This is a genomic window from Pseudoxanthomonas sp. Root65 (genome assembly GCF_001427635.1).
Lineage (GTDB): Bacteria > Pseudomonadota > Gammaproteobacteria > Xanthomonadales > Xanthomonadaceae > Pseudoxanthomonas_A.
Genome location: NZ_LMHA01000001.1, coordinates 990,910 through 1,008,531 on the forward strand (window position 1 = coordinate 990,910; position 17,622 = coordinate 1,008,531).

Genomic DNA, 17,622 nt, shown 5'->3' on the forward strand with positions numbered 1-17,622 from the left:
GGTCCTTCCGCACCGCACACGGGGCTTGTCGGTCCCCGCGGAAGGCCGTGGATCCGGTGTTCCGGCACACGGCCGGTTTGGCACGAAGCCTGCTTCTCCAAGGAACCGGCCGGGCCGACCGCCCACCTTTCACGCAGGATCAAGGCCCACAGGTGGATTCCACCCCCCTACACCCCGGTGACGCCCTGGCGCCCCCGCCTTCCCGCCGCCGCGGCCTGCCGCCGCTGGCATGGGCGGCGGCCGTGCTGCTGCTGGGCTTGGCGTGCACGGCGGTCGTCGCCCACCGCGAGTGGCGCGACCTGCAGCAACGCACCGAAGACGCCCGCCGCGCGCTGGCCGACGCCGGCGCCGCGCGCCTGCGCGTGCCGCTGGAGCAGGCCGCGTCGATGCTGCGCGCCATGCAGACGGTGTTCCTGGCCAACGACCAGATGGACCAGGCGCGCTTCAGCCAGTACCACGCCAGCCTGCGCAGCCCGCTCGCCCCCGGCACCTACACCTCGATGGCCTTCGCACGCCGCTCGCCGGCGGATCAGCCGCTGGCCGACCAGGTGTCGTACCGCTACGAATTCGTCGCCCCCTACCAGCACAACACGTCGCTGGTCGGCTTCGACATGGTCACCCAGAAGGCCAATCTCGCGGCGCTGCTGCGTGCCCGCGACACCGACACCGTGGTGATCTCCGCGCCCTTCGCGCTGCGCCAGACCACGCCCGCCGGGCAGAACCCGCTGGGCGTGACGCTGCGCCTGCCGGTGTATTCCGACGGCCCCACGCCCACCTCGCCCAACCAGCGGCGCGCGCGCGAGATCGGCGCGCTGGCCATCGGCATCCGCGTGCAGCCGCTGGTCGAGGCCGCCATGGCCGGCACAGTACTGGACGCCTTCCGGGTGCGCGTCTACGACGCCACCGCCGGCGCGCATCCGTTCTACGACTCGTCCAGTCCCGTCGCGGCCGACCTGCCGTCGCAGGTCCGCCGGCTGGACTTCGGCGGCCGGCAATGGCGCATCGACATGCAGCCGCGCCCGCAACCGCTGGACACCGGCCGCCTGCAGGCCGTCGTCGCGGGCGGTGGCGTCATCAGCCTGCTGCTGGCGGCGCTGGCGTGGTCGCTGGCCACCACGCGCCGACGCGCGGTGGCGCTGGGCGAACAGATGAGCCAGCGCTACCGCGAAAGCGAACTGCGCTTCCGCGCGCTCAACGAACTGCTGCCTGCGCTGGTGCTGCTGGCCGACGCCCGCGACGGCCGCATCGTCTACGCCAACCAGGCGGCCCGCCTGCGCCTGGGCGACCCGACCGGCCTGCCGCTGTCCGCGCTGTTCTCCGACCCGCAACTTCAGGCGCGCGCCCGCGACGCGGCCGCCATCGGCAACGACTGGGGCAACCTGGAAGCGGTGCTGCTGAGTCCGGAAGGCGGCGCGTTCTGGGCCAGCGCCTCGATCGCGCAGGTCGACATGGAGGGCGCGCCGCACCTGTTGATGGTGGCGACCGACATCTCGGAGCAGCGCGAGCTGACCGAACGCCTCAGCTACCAGGCCACCCACGATGCGCTGACCGAGCTGTGCAACCGGCGCGAGTTCGAGCGCCGCGTCGAGGAAGCCCTGAGCGAACGCAAGGGCCGCGCGGTCTGCGATCCGTGCGCGCTGCTGTACATCGACCTGGACCAGTTCAAGCTGATCAACGACATCTCCGGCCACATGGCCGGCGACCAGTTGCTCGCGCAGCTGGCGCTGGCGATGCGCCAGCAGCTGCGCGGCGGCGACGTGCTGGCGCGGCTGGGCGGCGACGAGTTCGGCCTGATGGCCTTCCACGTGGATGCCGAAGGCGCGCAAGCACTGGCCGAACGCCTGCGCGAACGCATCGAAGCGCTGATGTTCGTCTGGCAGGACCGCACCTACACCGTCAGTGCCAGCATCGGCGTGGTGGTGGTCGACCAGCAGGAGCCCACGCTCAAGGATCTGCTGGCGTGGGCGGACACCGCCTGCTACCTGGCCAAGGAGAACGGCCGCAACCGCGTGCACCTGTACCGCGAGGACAACGAGACCACCCGCCGGCACGGCGAGATGGAATGGGCCAACCGCCTGCGCTGGGCGATGGAACAGGACCGCCTGCTGCTGGACTACCAGGAGATCGTGCCGCTGGACGGACGCGACACCGCCACCAGCATCGAACTGCTGCTGCGGCTGCGCGACGAGGACGGCGGCATCGTGCTGCCGGGGGCGTTCCTGCCCGCCGCCGAACGCTACGGCCTGATGCCGGCCATCGACCGCTGGGTGATCCGCAATGCGCTGGCGCATTTCAGCCAGCTGCACCACTCGGGCATGCGCCTGGGCACCTGCGCCATCAACCTGTCCGGCGCCAGCATCGAAGACGAGGGCCTGGCCGACTTCATCCTCGCCCGCATCACCGAATACGCGGTGCCGCCGCAGGCGCTGTGCTTCGAGATCACCGAGACGGTCGCGGTGCGCAACCTGCTGAAGGTGGTGAGCGTGATCGAGCGCCTGCGCCGCGTGGGCTGCCGCATCGCGCTGGACGATTTCGGCGCCGGCATGTCCTCGTTCGGCTATCTGAAGAACCTGCCGGCGGACCTCATCAAGATCGACGGCAGTTTCATCCGCGACCTCGAAACCGACCCGATGAGCCGCACCATCGTCAGCGCCATCGCGCAGATCGGCCACCAGCGCGGCCTGAAGGTGGTAGCCGAATGGGTGGCCAGCCCGAGGATCTGCGATGCCCTGCGCTCGCTGGGCGTGGACTACGGCCAGGGCTACGCCCTGCACCGTCCGGAACGCGTGCTGTTCCAGCGCGAGCAGCCGCCGCCGCGCCGGCTGGCGGTGGTGCGCTGAGCAGCGCGCGTTCGGTGCCGTACCTCGGCGCGCGGCTGACCTACTCCCGTTCCACCCGGTTGCGGCCACCGTGCTTGGCGCGGTACAGCGCCTCGTCGGCGAGCAGGAACGCCTGCGCGTAATCGGCGCCCGCGTCGGCGCGCACCCAGCCCACGCTGACGGTCAGCACGCCCCACGGCGAATCCGCATGCGCGATCGCCAGCGCCTGCACGGCCGCGCGGAGGTGGTCGGCGATCGCGGCGACCTCGCCGGCTTCGGCCTGCGACACCAGGATCAGGAACTCCTCGCCGCCGGTGCGTGCGGCGGCGTCCTGCGGCCGGCGCGGCGCACCGGCGACCACCGCCGCGACCCGGCGCAGCGCGCTATCGCCGGCCGCATGGCCATAGCGGTCGTTGAAGGCCTTGAAGTGGTCCACGTCCAGCGCGATCACCGCCAACGGGGCGAGCAGCTCGCCGGCCTCGTCGCCGAGCGGCGCCAGCGCATGCTGCAGGCCCCGCCGGTTGAGGCAACCGGTCAGCGGATCGATGCGGTTGAGCCGGTCCAGTTCGGCGTTGGCCATGCGCAGTTCGGCCGTGCGGCGTTCGACGTCCTGTTCGCGCCGTTCGAGCGTGCGCTGCAACGACAGCGACAGCTCGCTCTGTTCGTCCAGCGCGCGCTGGAGGTCTGCGTGCGCGGCTTCGAGCTGCTCCGACAGTTCGCCGACCGCGCGTCCCATCGGCTCGAATTCCTCCGGCAGCCGCGCCGTCGCGCTGGGACGCCGGTGCACCGCCAGCGCCTGCAACGCCTCCGACAGGTGCGCGAGCGCGCCGTCCAGGCGCCGCATCTGCCACGCGTACGCGATCCAGACACCGGCGGCGATCAACATCAGCAGGCCCGCCGTCGCCAATGCCCGGCGACCCACCGTCCCCATCAGCTGGGTGTCCGGCACCAGCAGCACCAGCGTCCAGCCGGAGGACAGCGTGGCCTGCGACACCCAGGCCGCCCGGCCATCGGCCATCGCGTCGTGCAGCCGGCGCGATTCGGTCTCGCGCGCGCCCTGTCCGGCACCGGCCAGCAGCGGGCTGCCCGCCAGCGACTGCTGGAAGCGGTAAGGCAGTCCTTCGGTCGCACGGATCACGCGCCGTTCGCGGTCGAGCAGCAGCATCTCCACGCCACGGCGGCGCATGGCGGCGACACGCGAATCGGTAAAGGTGTCGACGCGGATGGAGCCCTGCACCACGCCCGCGAACGCGCCTTCCGCCTGCCAAGGAGCGGCGACCGCCACCAGCGGATCGTTGCTGAGGCGGCGGCCCCGGAACGCATCGGATACGAACGGCGCAGCCGTCTGGCGGGACATGCGGAAATAAGCGCGATCGGCCACGTTGATGGCCGGCCCGCGCGGCGGTACCGGCTGCGATGCCAGTACCGTACCGCTGGCATCGGTGACCAGCACGCTGCTGAAGCCGGGATAGCGTCGCCGCAGTTCCGCCAGCCGCGCAGGCCAGTCGGTGTCCTGGCCGCTCATCGATGCCACCAGTGCCACGCCGGCCTGGTGCATGCCGACGAAATCCTCCACCGCCGTCGCACTGAGGATCGTGATCACTTCCAGGCGTTCGCCGACATGACGCTGCTCGGCCTGGTAGAAGCGCAGCTGCTCCACGACGCCCAGCACGGCGGCGGGCAACAGCGCCGCCAGCACCACCGCGCGCGCGAACTGTCGTCTCAGCGATGAGGGACGCGGCACGCGGCCGGCGGGCGGATCGGGATCGGTCATGCAGGTGAGGCGGCGTCGCAGTCGGAGAACTGCGACGCACTATCCCGCATTTCCGCGTGGAATTCTGCGCCCGTGTCGGCGCTATCCGCCCCGGTCAGGGCGTCGCCGCGCCCGCCTCGCCGATCCCGGCGCGTGGCCGCACGTGCTCCAACAGGCTGACCAGGGTCTTGCCCGGCTCTTCCCACGGGATCATGTGCGCGGAGTGCTCGAACCACACGCCCTGCTTGTACGGCGCGCGCACCTTCGCCAACCAGGCCGCCGTCGGTTCCGATGGCGTGGTGTAGTCGTGGCGGCCCATGAACATCACCACCGGGATGGGGAAGTCCTCCACGCCGGTGAAGTCGACCCGCAGGAATTCATCCAGCAGGCGGCCCAGGGTGAACACGCTGCCGGCGTTGATCGCGCAGCGCGCGGCATCGTCGTAGTCGGGCGAGAGGCGCGGGCCCTGGAAGAAGTAGGTCGACTCGGCCCGGTACGCCGTCAGCCCGCCGTAGAACTGCGGCCACTTGCGCGCGATCACGATGCGCTCGCGGGTGATCGGCTGGTCGCCGGGATACGGCGAGATCGCTTCCATCTCGCGCACCGCCTCGGTGTTGCCCTGCTCGCGCGCCGTCCGCAGGCCGTAGTCGAAGCTGACCTGCTCGTTGGTGCGCACGTTGATCACCTGGCCGATGCCGACATAGGCATGGAACAGGTCCGGCCGCTGCAGTGCCGCGTGCATCGCCACCACCGTGCCCCAGCTGTGCGCCATCAGCACCAGCTTGCGCTGGTGGTAGCGCGTGCGCAGGTGTTCGGCCAGCGCGATGGCGTCGTCGACATAGCGCTGGATGTGCAGGGTATCGGCGACGGCGTCCTGCGGATTCAGCAGCAGCGTCCTGCCCGCACCGCGCTGGTCGTAGTTCACCACCGTGAAGTATTCCTCCAGCGGGCGCTGGAACTGCCACAGCGTGGGAATGACCGGCGAGGCCGGACCGCCGTGGACGAACAGGATCATCGGGTTGTCGCGATCCTGTCCGCGCACGTTCACCCACTGGCGGATGCCGCCGATCTCGACCGCGTACTCCTCCTGCACGCCCTTGGGCGCGGTGATGCGCTGCAGGTCGGCGACGATCTCCCGCGCCGGCGCGTAGGCGCTGCGGTCGGGGCAGGTGTCCTGCGCGCGGCCTGGATGCGGCACGCACGACAGCGCGAGCAGCAGCAACGAGGAGAGGGCGGTTTTCATCGGCGCGACTCCGGTGGGGCAGACCAGTGTCGCCGCGGCGACCGTCACGGGCGTGTGTCGATGGTCGTGCTGCGCGTGGTGCCGGTCACGCCCTGCGCGCCATGTCCAGTCAGGCGTGCGCCATCCATTGCCGCAGCAGTGCCTGCAACGCGGCGCCGTGCGCCTCCACCTCCTGCATACCGCTGAACGACCACGTCGCGCGATCGGCACCCAGCCAGCTCAGTTGCCCGCCCGGATCCACGATCGCACCGGCCGGCATGGTCCGCTTGCCCGCGCCCAGGTGCAGCACCAGCAGCATGCGGTCGGCACGCCGCAGCTGCATCGTCGCGAAGTGGCGGCCCTCGACATGGAAACTCGGCGCATTCCACTTGATGCCCTCGCCGATGCGCGGATCGGTGGCCAGGATCACCGCACGCAGGCGGCGGACCGCGGCTTCCTGGGGTGGCGCAAGCGTGGCCAGGAACGTATCCACGTCGGTCGATGGCGTGCGTGCACCCATGGGGCGGCTCCTGTGCTGCGTGCGGGGGTGTCGTCGACAGTAACCGGAGCGGCTGCCGATCTCCATGCCGCCCTCGACCGACCGGCGGTACCCCGTTTGCACCCCGGATTGATCGCAATCAACGTGGGCCTCATCCGGTTCGACGTACGGTGAGCTCCCGGCCACACGAGGACGTCGCGAATGGACAGCACCATGAGAGCCGCCGTCGTGCGGGCGTTCGGCACGCCGCTGGTGATCGAGGAAGTGCCGGTGCCGCGTCCCGCGGCTGGCGACATCCTGGTCAAGATCGAAGCCTGCGGCGTCTGCCACACCGACCTGCACGCCGCCGAAGGCGACTGGCCGGTCAAGCCCAGCCCGCCCTTCATTCCCGGACACGAAGGCGTGGGCCACGTGGTCGCGGTCGGGGCCGGCGTCCGCCACGTGAAGGAAGGCGACCGTGTCGGCGTGCCGTGGCTGTATTCGGCCTGCGGCCAGTGCGAGCACTGCCTGGGCGGTTGGGAAACGCTGTGCGAAACGCAGCAGAACACCGGCTACTCGGTCAATGGCGGCTTCGCCGACTACGCGCTGGCCAACGCGGACTACGTCGGGCACCTGCCGGACACCATCGGCTTCGTCGAGATCGCACCGATCCTGTGCGCCGGCGTGACCGTATACAAGGGCCTGAAAGTCACCGACACGAAGCCGGGCGACTGGGTGGTGATTTCCGGCATCGGCGGGCTCGGCCACCTGGCCGTGCAGTACGCGAAGGCGATGGGACTGAACGTGGCGGCGGTCGATGTGGACGATGGCAAGCTCGACTTCGCCCGCCGCCTGGGCGCCACGGTCACCGTCAACGCGACGACCACCGATCCGGCGGCCTGGCTCAAGCGGGAGATCGGCGGCGCGCATGGTGCGCTGGTCACCGCGGTGTCGCCGAAAGCGTTCGAGCAGGCCATCGGCATGGTCCGTCGCGGCGGTACGGTCTCGCTCAACGGCCTGCCGCCGGGGCAGTTTCCGCTCGACATCTTCGGCATGGTCCTCAACGGCATCACCGTACGCGGCTCCATCGTCGGCACGCGGCTGGACCTGCAGGAATCGCTGGCGTTCGCGGCGATGGGCAAGGTGGCGGCGACGGTGGCGACGGATCGGCTGGAGAACATCAACGACGTGTTCGCGCGCATGCGCGCCGGCACGATCGAAGGCCGCATCGTGCTGGACCTCGCTGGCTGAGGCAGCCGGTACCGGCGCGGCGTCAGTCTTCCCGGGACAGTACGCCAGCGCCCGTATCGCGCTGCGCGGCCATCACCGCCTTCGTCTCCCTCGACGGCAGCGGCTGGATGCGCAAGCCACGGTGACGGCACAGGTCGAGCGCGGGATACAGCGCGCGCCGGCCGTTGACGAACGCCACCTTCACGTCGTGCAGGCACTGGTCGCTGGCGAGCTGCACCGTGGCGGTGTCGCCGCCGCCGGCGAGGGTGCCACCGTGCAGCAGCTCCTTCCACGACGTGCCCCCGGCGGGCGCGGCCGCGACAGAAACGATCCGGTCGTGGGCGCGGTTGACGAGATCCAGGTAGTGCGTGCGCTCGCCCGCGTGGGCGTGGGCGATCGGGGCGACGGCGACGAACAGGGCGAGGGCGGACAGACGGCGCATGGCGTGATCTCCGGTGGGAAGGGGCGCCCTGGCGACGCGGGATCGCGTGCGGGGCCATCGCATCTCGCGCCCGCACGGACCGCCCGGCAACGGATCCGGGACGAATCGTCGTGCCGACGTGACCAATCGTAGTGGGTGACTTTTGCGCCTTCCCGCGCCTCGCCACGGCACCCTACGATGCGGGTCGCCGGTTGGGAGTTCCGCATGAAGATCCGTCTTGGCAGCATGGAAATCAGACTGTCCCGCTACCTGGGTCTGTGGGGTGTCGTGGTGGTGGTGTTCGCCGTGCAGGGCTGCGTCAACGATGCCGTCAGCGGCCATCTCTGGCCACCGGCCGACTATCTGCGCTGGTGGGCAATCCAGTGGCTGACCTGGGCGGGACTTGCACCGTTGGTGTTCCGCCTGGGCGAGCGCCACCCCATCACGTTCCCCGCCACGGCACGCGCCTTGCTCCGGCACGTCGGCTACAGCCTCGGCGTGACCCTGCTGGCGGTCATCATCGGCGCGCTGGTCTCGACGCTGTTCGAGCCGAGCAGCTTCGGCCAGCAACTGGTGCAGTTCATCAGCAAGCACTTCGCCATCGGCCTGCTGGCCTATTGGACGCTGTTGGCGGTGCAGCACCTGCTGCATTTCCAGGCCGAGAAAGCGCGCCGCGAACTCGAAGCGACGCGGCTGGCCAGCGAACTCGCGCAATCGCGGCTGCAAGTATTGAAGACCCAGCTGCAGCCGCATTTCCTGTTCAACACGCTGCACGCCATCATCACCCTGCTCGACGAGGACAAGCTGTCCGCCGAAGACATGCTGCTGCGGCTGAGCGAACTGCTGCGTGCCTTCCTGGAGGACTACGACGGCCAGGAGATCCCGCTGCGGCGCGAGCTGGAACTGCTGGAGCTGTACCTCGGCATCCAGCGGCACCGCTTCAAGGACCGCCTGACCACGCGCATCCATGTCGCCCCCGACGTGCTGGACGCCGCCGTGCCCAGCCTGGTGCTGCAGCCGATCGTCGAGAACGCGATCCGCTACGGCATCGGCCAGCATGTCGGCGACGACTGCATCGAGGTCGACTGCCGGCGCGAAGGCGGCGTGCTGTGCATCGACGTGCGCAACCACAACAGCACGCTGGATGAAGGCGGCCATGCCGGCGGCCATGGCATCGGCCTGTCCAACACGCGCCTGCGCATGCGCGAACTCTATGGCGACGCCGCCAGCCTGCGGCTGGACCTGATGGTGCCGCGCGGTGTCGCCTGCCGGCTGCGCCTGCCGTTCCACGAACTCGACGACGACGTGTTGCCGGAGCACGTGCCGGCATGAGCCTCACCGCGCTGGTGGTCGACGACGAACCGATCGCGCGGCATGCGGTGGTGCGGCTGTTGCGCGACGATCCCGATATCGCGCTGGCCGGCGAATGCGGCGATGGCGTGTCCGCGGTGACGGCCATCCGCGAGCTGTCGCCCGACCTGGTGTTCCTGGACATCCAGATGCCCGCCATCACCGGCCTGGACGTGGTGGCGACGATCGGCGCCGCGCGCATGCCGGCCACCATCTTCGTCACCGCCTACGAGCAGTTCGCGGTGCGCGCGTTCGAGGCGAACGCGGTGGACTACCTGGTGAAGCCGTTCAGCCGCGAGCGCTTCGCCGAAACGTTGCGCCGCGCGAAGCAGCGACTCGCCACCCCGCGTGGCACCGATGCGGACACCTCCGCGCGCATCCTGCAGGCGCTGGCCTCGCTGCAGCAGCGCGACGCCTACCTGGAACGCGTTCCGGTGCGCGAGGACGAACGCGTGGTGCTGGTCGACGTGGACGACATCGTCTGGATCAAGGCCAGCGGCAACACCGTGCGCCTGCACCTGGCCGACCGCGTGCACGACCTGCGCGAGACCATGTCGGCGCTGGCCGCGCGGCTGGATCCGCGCCGCTTCGCCCGCGTGCATCGCTCGGCGATCATCAACATCCGCCGGGTCAAGGACATCCACCCCTGGTTCAACGGCTACCACGTAGTGACGATGGACACGGGCCAGCAGCTGCGCATGAGCCGCTACCAGCACGAGGCGTTCCTGAAGCTGGCGACGCTGCGCCGCGAGGATTAGCCGGTGCCGGTCTGCCGTTGTGCGTCGATCACGCGCTGCGCCTGCGCCTTGCAGGCGGCCAGCGCGTCGTAGCAGGTGAAGTAATCGCGCCCGTCGGCGACCCAGAGATCCTCGCTCCAGCCGCCGCCCGCAGCCTGGCGCACGCGTACCGTGGGCGACCACGGCCGGCGCTCGTCGACGCGCTCCAGCACCACTTCCACCAGATGGTCCCGGTAGCTCGACAGGTCGACCTTCTTCTGCATGCGTCCGCTACTCCGCGTCCACGCCGGCCAGCGCCAGCACCCAGCCCGGCACCACCGGTTCGCCGGCGTAGAAGTCCTTCGGCTTCTTCTCCGCCATCGCCCAGCGATGCAGCCAGCTGGGACCGTAGCGGCCGTTGTAGCCGTCCTCGCCACGCGCGTAGGCGGGGTCGCGCAGTGCCTCGTCCAGCGTCACCACGCGGTAGCCGCGCCGCTGCACGCCGGCGACCAGGTCGGCGTACGCGACGGCGTTGAGTTCGTTGGCGTGCAGCAGCCACACCTGCGGCAGGACATAACCCAGCAGCGCCTGCGACTGCGCTTCGTAGTAGTCGACCTTGTTGAGCATGTACGGGATGTAGCCGCGCCGCAGCCGCGCCAGCGTGGCCGCGCGTTCGGGGGTATCGGGCTGGCCATCCAGCACGTTGGCGTAGGCGAACGCCCACACCCATTCCCCATTGTCGACGGTCACCGGCGCGATGCGGTAACCGTGCTGGCCGAGGAAGGCCGACAGCACGGCGCGGTCTTCCTGCGTGCGGCCGGCGCGCAGGTAGGGATGGCGGAACCAGCGCGGCGCCTGCCCGTGCTCGGCCAGCAATGGCCGCAGCACGCGCTCGCCATCCAGGATGTCCTGCTGGAACGCCGGCAGTCCCACCGCATGCACATCGAGGTGGCCATGCGTGTGGTTGCCCAGTTCATGGCCGGCGTCCAGCCAGTCGCGCAGCATCGCCACGCGGGCCGGCTGCACCTGACCGTCGACTTCCAGCTTGCCTTCGTTGACGAAGCCCACCACCGGCACGCCGGCCTGTTCCAGCTGCGCCATCAGCTGCGCATGGCGCGCGCCCAGTTCCGCCGGCGGCGTCTTATCCATCCGCTGCCAGGGCAGGTCGTCGATGGTGATGGCGATGCGCCGGTCGGGAGGCGATGCCTGCGCGGCCAGCGCCAGCGTCGACAGCAGCAGGACTCGCAGGAAGAAGCGCACGCGCGATCCCGGGCGATGGAGGGGAGCCGCGAGCTTACCGCCCGCATCCCGCACGCCGCCACTGCGCCCGACCATGTCCATACCTTCAAGCCGCGTGACGACGCCCTGTCCTGCCGATGCGGCATGATGCGTATGAAGGAACACCGACCCCCAAGGATCTGCCGATGCGTGCATGGCTGTTGCTGCCCCTCCTGCTGCTGACCTCCGCTGCCGCCCACGCGGCCGATGCCTGCCCGCAGTTGTCGCAACAGACGCCGTCGGACGTCGCCACCCGCATCGCCGCGGTCGCCTGCCGCGAGCACCTGATGTGGTATCGCCCCTTCATCGACCGCAACGGCCGGCTGGCCAACGCGCCGGTGATGGAAGCCGAGGCGTCGCTGCTGTCGATCGGCGACGACCGCGCCTGGCAGCGCGTCGCGCGCTACTGGCGCGACAGCGACCTGCTCGCCGCGATCGGCCATCGCCGCGGCGCCACCGACTGCCTGTACGCGTCGGCGACCGGACCGCAGGCCGAGGCCTGCCGCGGTTTCGTGGTGGACACGCCGTGGTCGGCCGCCTTCATCTCGTGGGTGATGCGCGAAGCCCGGGTGCCGGGCTTCCGGGGTTCGGCCCGCCACTTCACCTACGTGCAGGCGGCCTACCAGCAGCCGACGACGAATGCCTTCGATGTCATCGACGTGGCGAAGGCCAAGCCGGTGGTCGGCGACCTGATCTGCTACGTGCGCCAGTCCGGCCGCCTGTTCGGCCACGAAGGGCTGCTGCCGTTGCTGCGCAGCGGCAGCTCGCTGGACATGCACTGCGACATCGTGGTGGCGGTCAATCCGAACAACGACAGCACCGCCTACGCGATCGGCGGCAACGTGCAGCAGGCGGTGACCATGCGGATGCTGCCGCTGAACCGCAACGGCGAGTTCTGGGGCGGCCTGCCACTGCGCATCGGCGACGGCACGCTGTGCGCGCCCGACAACGAGGCAGCCTGCAACATGAACCGCCAGGACTGGGCGGCGATCCTGCGGCTGAAGTCGCCGGAGCAGCTGGCCAGGCTGCCGGGCTTCCTGCCGCCGGCGCAGGAAACGCCGGGCAGCGAGTCGACGGAGAAGCAGGAGTGCTGCATCGCCTGCGTGGTGGGCTCTGGCGTTCCGCGCTGCCCGAAGGATGCGACCGCGCCGGCCGGGACCACGACGGAGCCGTAACGCACGCGACGGACAATGCGTCCGCCTTCCACGGAGCACGCCAGATGACCGCACGCCTGATGAATCCTGTTCCGCTGCGGCGCCTCCGCGCCCTTCCCTTCGCCGCGCTGCTGGCGCTGGCCGCGTGTGCGACCACACCGCCGGCCACCATGGCCGCTGGCGCGTTCACTGCGGGCGAGCAGGCCACGGTCAGCGGCAGCATCGTCAGCGTCGACACCACGCCGTGGACCTACGACGGCAGCGCGGTGGTGAAGATCGCCAGCGCCAACGGCCAGGTCGACGTGCACCTGCCGGCCCGCTGGAACCTGTGCAAGGCCCCGCCGCCGGACGATGTGCAATCGCTCAAGGCCGGTGATCGCGTGCAGGCCACCGGCACGGTCACCGAGGACGGCGCGCTGGTGGTGTGCGAGAGCGCGGATCACGTGCTGCGCAAGGCAGACTGAGCGCGGAGCGCGACGGCGCGACGGCAAGGCAGGCGGACAGTCCCCACGGGCGCAGTCCCATGCCTCCAACCTCGTCAAGGAATTGACCCGGGGCCGGCGACAGGATGCGCCTCACGCGCGTCGAAAATCTGAGCTGAGGATGGCCTCCATGGCCCCCATCCTGCCTGCTACGCTCGCCACCGTATCGCTGCAGCCGGCCAGCGATGCGGCCTGCCGATGAGGCATGGCTGGGGAGTCCGGCATGCCAATGGGGAGGGAACCACCGATGCGTATCCGTTGCGCGGCGCTGCTTGCCGCGATGTTCATGCTTTTCCTGTTTTCCGGCGCGGCCAGCGCACAGGAAGACTCCGCGCCGAATCCGATCGGAGACCTGCCATGGCAGCTAGGACCAACCGTCGGCAAGATCGGCACTCGGGCCACGGTCGACGTGCCCGAGGGTTACGCGTTCCTTGATGTCGACGGCACGCGCCAACTCAACCAGTTGCTGGAAAACCCGCCGGATGGCGACGACACCTACACGCTGGCGCCGCATGACCTGTCGTGGATCGGCTTCTTCTCGTTCCAGGAAATGGGCTACGTCAAGGACGACGAAAAGGTGGATGCCGACGACGTACTCGAAAGTGTCCGCGAGGGAACGGAGCAGGGCAATGAAGAACGGCGCCAGCGCGGCTGGGAGACCATGCGCATCCTTGGCTGGTCGTTCAAACCCCAGTACGACCAGCAGCTCAAGGCGCTTGAGTGGGCGATCCTCGCTGAGACCGAGACCAGCAAGAACAAGATCGTCAACTACAACACGCGCGTGCTGGGACGACGCGGCGTGATGGAGGTCATCGTGGTAGCGGACCCGGAAACGCTGCAGGCGGCCATCGCCGATTTCAAGCGCCTCATGCCTGGCTACAGTTTCGCCGCAGGTGAGAAGTACAGCGAGTTCCGCGCGGGCGACCATGTGGCGGAAGTTGGCCTGGCGGCGTTGATCACCGGCGGTGCGGCGGTGGTTGCGTCGAAGAAGGGCTGGCTGGCCGCCGCCGGTGCCGTGCTGGTCAAGATGTGGAAGCTGCTGTTGATCGGCTTGTTCGGGGTGGTCGCCGCGGTACGCGGCGTGTTCAAGCGCAAGCAGCAGGACAAGACCGTCCGGTGACTTTCAGCAGCGAGTGGCTGCTGGTAGCGGGGATCCTGGCGTTCTACGTCCAGGATTCGGTGCGCCTGGCCTACTTCGACGATGTGGTCGTGTCGGGTGGACGGACATGGCGCGTCGCGATCGAGGCGGTCATCGAGATGCGGGGCCGCTTCCTGTGGCTTCCGCATCCGCTGCTGCCGGCCCGGACCATCCTGCATGCAAGTTGGTTGGCGTCGGCGGAGAACGCGGCGACGGATACGGCCGATGATCTGCGTGCCTTTGCTCGCTTGCTGTTGCCGATCCGTGTGGGATGCGTGCTGGTGGGGGCGATCGTGCTGATCGCCCTCCCGTACCTGCTGCTGTCTTCGGCACCGCCGACCTGGCTGCTCGCCTGCCTGGCGGCATGGCTGGCGGTGACCCTCGCGATGCTCTCTTGTCTTGCCGCGCGGCGGGGCCCGCTCGGCCTTACACACCGACAGCTCGCCCTGCTGGCCATCGAATGCCTGCTGTGCCCTCCGTTCGCGGTCAACCTGTACCGGAAGCTATGCGACCTGCGCGGGTTCCGGGGCGACCCGATCGCCTTCGCGGCAAGCACGTTGACGACACGGCAGCGGCAAATGCTGCTCGAGGCCATCGAGCGGCGCATGGCGCTCTTCGCGCAATCGACCGACGATGAGGTCCTGCTGCGACTCCAACAGGCGGGCGCCCGCATACGCCTCACATTGGAATCGACCGCGGCGACGGCCGTTCCGTCGTCGATGCAACGCTAGCCTGCTTTCGACGTTGCACCGAATCGGTTGGGTGCGCCGTCACGATGGTGGTGACGAAACCTTGGGCCCCCGTAGGGCGGGCCTTGGCCCGCCTGCACGGACAATTACGCGCGCAGGCTGAGCAGCCCGATCCGCCGGAACCACATCAATCGGCCTTCATCCAGCGTCCGCGGCCCTGCGGCACCACTTCGAAGCGCGCCCATGCGCGGAATTCGTCGGCGCTGCAGTCGCCGGCCTGGCCGACATGTTCGCCGGCGATCACCTGGTAGTGCAGGCGGTCGGCCGCAGCGTCCGCCGGCGGTTCCTCCTGCGTCAGCACGCGCCGCACGCTCCACAACTTGCCCAGTTTGCCGTTGCTGTAGGCGCGGCCGGGAAGGATGTCCTGCGGGTGGGTGATGTTCCTCTCGGCGTGCTGCTTGGCCAGTTCCAGCAGCTCGGTGAGGTTCTCGGTGGTGATGTCGACGTAGGAATTGAGTTGTTCCATCGCCGCGGCGAAGTCTTCCTGGGTCAGCTCGAACTGGCGCTGGGCGGGCTGGGTGATGCGCGAGGCTTCGCGACGAAGATGCAGGTGCGCCGGGTAGCGCCGCCAGGGGAACAGCGCGTTGAAGGCGATGGCCATCGCCAGGATCGCCACGACGTTGATCAGGATGGGCATCAGCACGTAGTGGTAGCCGAGGGCGTGCACGTCCGGGCCGCCGATCACCGCGGCCAGTGCGGTGGCGCCGCCCGGCGGGTGGATGCAGCGCAGGTAGTACATGCCCAGCACGGCGAGGCCGACCGCGAGGGCGGCGGTCCAGGCATGGCCGGGAAACAGTTTCTGGCAGCTCACGCCGATGACGGCGGACAGCAGGTGGCCGCCCACCACCGCCCACGGCTGCGACAGCGCACCCTGCGGCACGGCGAACAGCAGCACGGCGGAGGCGCCCATCGAGGTGACCATCAGTGCGCCACCGACGGCGCCGGCGGCGTGTTCGGGGAACGTCCAGCGGGTCAGCCAGTAAACGGACAGGATGCCCAGCAGTGCGCCGAGGCCGGAGATCCACTTCTCGCCGTGGCGGGTGGTGTTGCGCTCGATGCCCAGCAGCAGGCGCAACTCGGACAGGCGGGAGGGCGTACTCATGGGCGGACAGGCAGCAAGGAGCGCCGCAGTCTATGCGAAGGACACGCGCCCGTCCGTCGTAGGGCGGGCCTCGGCCCGCCACCTCGTAATCTCAGGCGCGTGCGCTGAGCAATCCGATCCGCCGGAACCACATCTCCAGCGGCACGGTCACCAGCGGCGGCACGGCGGCGATGACCGCCAGCAGCGTGGCCCACCACGGCCAGCGCAAGCGCAGGGCCGACAGCACGGTGACCACGACGTAGAACATGAAGCCGCCACCATGCAGCGGCCCGAAGATCTTCACGCCCAGTTCGTTGCCCACCGGCCCGTACTTGAGCCACATGCCGATCAGCAGCCCGGCCCAGGTGAGGCCCTCAATGAAGGCGGCGACAGCGAACAGGCGCCCGGCGGGCGCTAGTGGACGGGACATGCAGGAACTCCAGTGGGGGATGCCGCGACGCGATGGCGGCGGCAAAGCTCGCTGGCGGGAGGGGGGGAGGGATTCTATCGACGTAATCGGGAGATACAAAGGCTGGGCTCAAACCCACCGACATGGCTTGCAATGCGATGCAGCTGGGCCCCAACCCATCTGCGGCCCTGCGGCGTGGGGAAGCCGTTACTGTTTGATCTCAAGCCCATCGTAGGCTTCGAAATGATCCGCAGTAGACTCAACCATCAGTGTTAGCGTTGCTCACAAAGGCTCTGACTTTTCTTGCCGGAGTACGAGAGCGAATTATAAACCAGCTATGCTGCGGAACCTTTCGATGATCATTGGCGCTCTCGCTTGACTCGCGGAATCCGGATGCAGGTGATATGCAATGGATTCAACGAATCTAGGCGTTGAGAGAAGCTCGTCAACTTCGTCCTTGAGATATGCGATGACATCCGGCACGTTGCCGCGGATTTCGCCCAGCAATTCGGTGCGACCATCGACGACCGTTACAATATCTTCAATGTCTCGGCTGGATGCGTAGTCACCATCGCCCCTGCCATGGAATGCTTCTATCTTAGTTGCCAAGAAGAGAGGAGCAGATACAAGCCGGATACGTTTTCCGCTAGGGAGATCACGCGGCGTCGCCTGTCGTGTTGCTTCTGCGTACCAAGCATTTTTGAACCCCAGCACCTCGGTGGTTGGCATCACATCCACTAGCAACTGTCCCAGTTGCCACCGGCACGTGTGATCGCTGTTCTCGGCAAAGCCCGCGCTCTTTAATCGCTCCCCCAGCCTGCGGTACTCGTTGTATGAAATGACTTCGGCAATCACATCTACGTCAGTGGTAGCGCGCGCAGGTGGGCGGGCTGGCTCCGTTATGAGCAGCCCAACTGCGCAGCCACCAACGAATACCAACTCGTCGGTGAGGTCGCCCAAAGCATTTGCAATCGCCTGCAGCATCCCGATATTCGGATCATCTGGATTCACGGCAGGTGTTCCTCAAGCATCTGCGCCGCAAGCATGCGCTCTCGAGCAGTGCCCATCCGTATCGCGTCTACAAGCGCAAGCAACTCATACAACTTTGGATTCTTCTCTGCTGCTGCAGGTGCGCCAGGATACAGCGGCGTCAAAGCCACACCGCGAGAAGTGCCGAGAGGGTGTGGCCATACCGGCGGCATTTCGTGGGACTGCACGATGACATCTGCTAGCGGCTTGGCCGCGTAAGCGGTACGAACACCGCTAGTGAGTGTCCCCAGCATTGCTGGATAGGCGTACCGAACTCCAGACGTCAAGTACTCAAGAAGGCTCGCTCGCGCTA

At 68.6% G+C, this 17,622-nt stretch carries 17 protein-coding genes; 8 read left to right on the forward strand and 9 right to left on the reverse strand.

Annotated elements, in window-relative coordinates; genetic code table 11:
* The first annotated feature begins 152 nt into the window (after window positions 1-152).
* Complete coding sequence (locus tag ASD77_RS04355; RefSeq protein WP_082563118.1) at window positions 153-2,840, forward strand: EAL domain-containing protein; 2,688 nt, start codon at window positions 153-155, stop codon at window positions 2,838-2,840.
* A 40-nt stretch (window positions 2,841-2,880) separates the two neighbouring features.
* Here the strand turns inward: ASD77_RS04355 and ASD77_RS04360 are convergent, their stop codons facing one another.
* From ASD77_RS04360 to ASD77_RS04370, 3 genes are all read right to left on the reverse strand, one after another.
* Window positions 2,881-4,593 carry a diguanylate cyclase gene (locus tag ASD77_RS04360; protein ID WP_055937837.1) on the reverse strand — a complete coding sequence of 571 codons (1,713 nt, stop codon included), beginning with the start codon at window positions 4,591-4,593 and terminating at the stop codon, window positions 2,881-2,883.
* Window positions 4,594-4,687: 94 nt separating this feature from the next.
* Window positions 4,688-5,815: an alpha/beta hydrolase gene (locus ASD77_RS04365; protein ID WP_055941040.1), complete on the reverse strand. Its 1,128-nt coding sequence runs from the start codon at window positions 5,813-5,815 to the stop codon at window positions 4,688-4,690.
* A 109-nt stretch (window positions 5,816-5,924) separates the two neighbouring features.
* Window positions 5,925-6,314, reverse strand: coding sequence for a DUF1801 domain-containing protein (locus ASD77_RS04370; RefSeq protein ID WP_055937840.1), 390 nt, complete (start codon window positions 6,312-6,314; stop codon window positions 5,925-5,927).
* Window positions 6,315-6,494: 180 nt separating this feature from the next.
* Here ASD77_RS04370 and adhP point away from each other — a divergent pair, with 180 nt between their 5' ends.
* Window positions 6,495-7,523 (forward strand): alcohol dehydrogenase AdhP, encoded by a 1,029-nt coding sequence (gene adhP, locus ASD77_RS04375; protein WP_055937843.1) that lies wholly within the window; start codon window positions 6,495-6,497, stop codon window positions 7,521-7,523.
* Window positions 7,524-7,545: 22 nt separating this feature from the next.
* Here adhP and ASD77_RS04380 read toward each other — a convergent pair whose 3' ends face one another.
* The gene (locus ASD77_RS04380; RefSeq protein ID WP_055937846.1) at window positions 7,546-7,944 is read right to left on the reverse strand and encodes a hypothetical protein; all 399 of its coding nucleotides are present in this window, start codon (window positions 7,942-7,944) and stop codon (window positions 7,546-7,548) included.
* Window positions 7,945-8,148: 204 nt separating this feature from the next.
* On the opposite strand from ASD77_RS04380, the gene ASD77_RS04385 reads away from it, so the two are divergent.
* Together ASD77_RS04385 and ASD77_RS04390 are read left to right on the forward strand one after the other, a co-directional pair.
* On the forward strand, window positions 8,149-9,255 hold the full coding sequence (locus ASD77_RS04385; protein ID WP_055941043.1) for a histidine kinase: 1,107 nt from the start codon (window positions 8,149-8,151) through the stop codon (window positions 9,253-9,255).
* On the forward strand, window positions 9,252-10,031 hold the full coding sequence (locus ASD77_RS04390; RefSeq protein ID WP_055937850.1) for a LytTR family transcriptional regulator DNA-binding domain-containing protein: 780 nt from the start codon (window positions 9,252-9,254) through the stop codon (window positions 10,029-10,031). Before ASD77_RS04385 ends, ASD77_RS04390 begins: the two co-directional genes overlap by 4 nt.
* Here ASD77_RS04390 and ASD77_RS04395 read toward each other — a convergent pair.
* A complete protein-coding gene (locus ASD77_RS04395) occupies window positions 10,028-10,273 on the reverse strand; it encodes a hypothetical protein (protein ID WP_055937853.1) in 246 nt (81 codons plus the stop codon). The two genes, ASD77_RS04390 and ASD77_RS04395, sit on opposite strands and share 4 nt — an antisense overlap.
* A 7-nt stretch (window positions 10,274-10,280) precedes the next feature.
* Window positions 10,281-11,249, reverse strand: a complete 969-nt coding sequence (locus tag ASD77_RS04400; protein WP_055937856.1) for a polysaccharide deacetylase family protein — start codon at window positions 11,247-11,249, stop codon at window positions 10,281-10,283.
* Between the two features lie 164 nt (window positions 11,250-11,413).
* On the opposite strand from ASD77_RS04400, the gene ASD77_RS04405 reads away from it, so the two are divergent.
* From ASD77_RS04405 to ASD77_RS04420, 4 genes are all read left to right on the forward strand, one after another.
* Window positions 11,414-12,442, forward strand: coding sequence for a DUF2272 domain-containing protein (locus ASD77_RS04405; RefSeq protein WP_162247587.1), 1,029 nt, complete (start codon window positions 11,414-11,416; stop codon window positions 12,440-12,442).
* A gap of 44 nt (window positions 12,443-12,486) precedes the next feature.
* Window positions 12,487-12,885, forward strand: coding sequence for a hypothetical protein (locus ASD77_RS04410; RefSeq protein WP_055937862.1), 399 nt, complete (start codon window positions 12,487-12,489; stop codon window positions 12,883-12,885).
* Between the two features lie 265 nt (window positions 12,886-13,150).
* Window positions 13,151-14,023, forward strand: a complete 873-nt coding sequence (locus ASD77_RS04415; RefSeq protein ID WP_055937865.1) for a DUF2167 domain-containing protein — start codon at window positions 13,151-13,153, stop codon at window positions 14,021-14,023.
* Complete coding sequence (locus tag ASD77_RS04420; RefSeq protein ID WP_055937867.1) at window positions 14,020-14,772, forward strand: hypothetical protein; 753 nt, start codon at window positions 14,020-14,022, stop codon at window positions 14,770-14,772. Before ASD77_RS04415 ends, ASD77_RS04420 begins: the two co-directional genes overlap by 4 nt.
* A 145-nt stretch (window positions 14,773-14,917) precedes the next feature.
* Here the strand turns inward: ASD77_RS04420 and ASD77_RS04425 are convergent, their stop codons facing one another.
* The 3 genes from ASD77_RS04425 to ASD77_RS17655 all read right to left on the reverse strand — a co-directional run bounded on the left by ASD77_RS04425 (window position 14,918) and on the right by ASD77_RS17655 (window position 17,291).
* Window positions 14,918-15,892 carry an HPP family protein gene (locus ASD77_RS04425; RefSeq protein WP_055937870.1) on the reverse strand — a complete coding sequence of 325 codons (975 nt, stop codon included), beginning with the start codon at window positions 15,890-15,892 and terminating at the stop codon, window positions 14,918-14,920.
* 91 nt (window positions 15,893-15,983) lie between these two features.
* A complete protein-coding gene (locus tag ASD77_RS04430; protein ID WP_055937873.1) occupies window positions 15,984-16,301 on the reverse strand; it encodes a DUF3817 domain-containing protein in 318 nt (105 codons plus the stop codon).
* Window positions 16,302-16,604: 303 nt separating this feature from the next.
* Window positions 16,605-17,291: a hypothetical protein gene (locus ASD77_RS17655; RefSeq protein WP_156383465.1), complete on the reverse strand. Its 687-nt coding sequence runs from the start codon at window positions 17,289-17,291 to the stop codon at window positions 16,605-16,607.
* Window positions 17,292-17,622 lie beyond the last annotated feature (331 nt).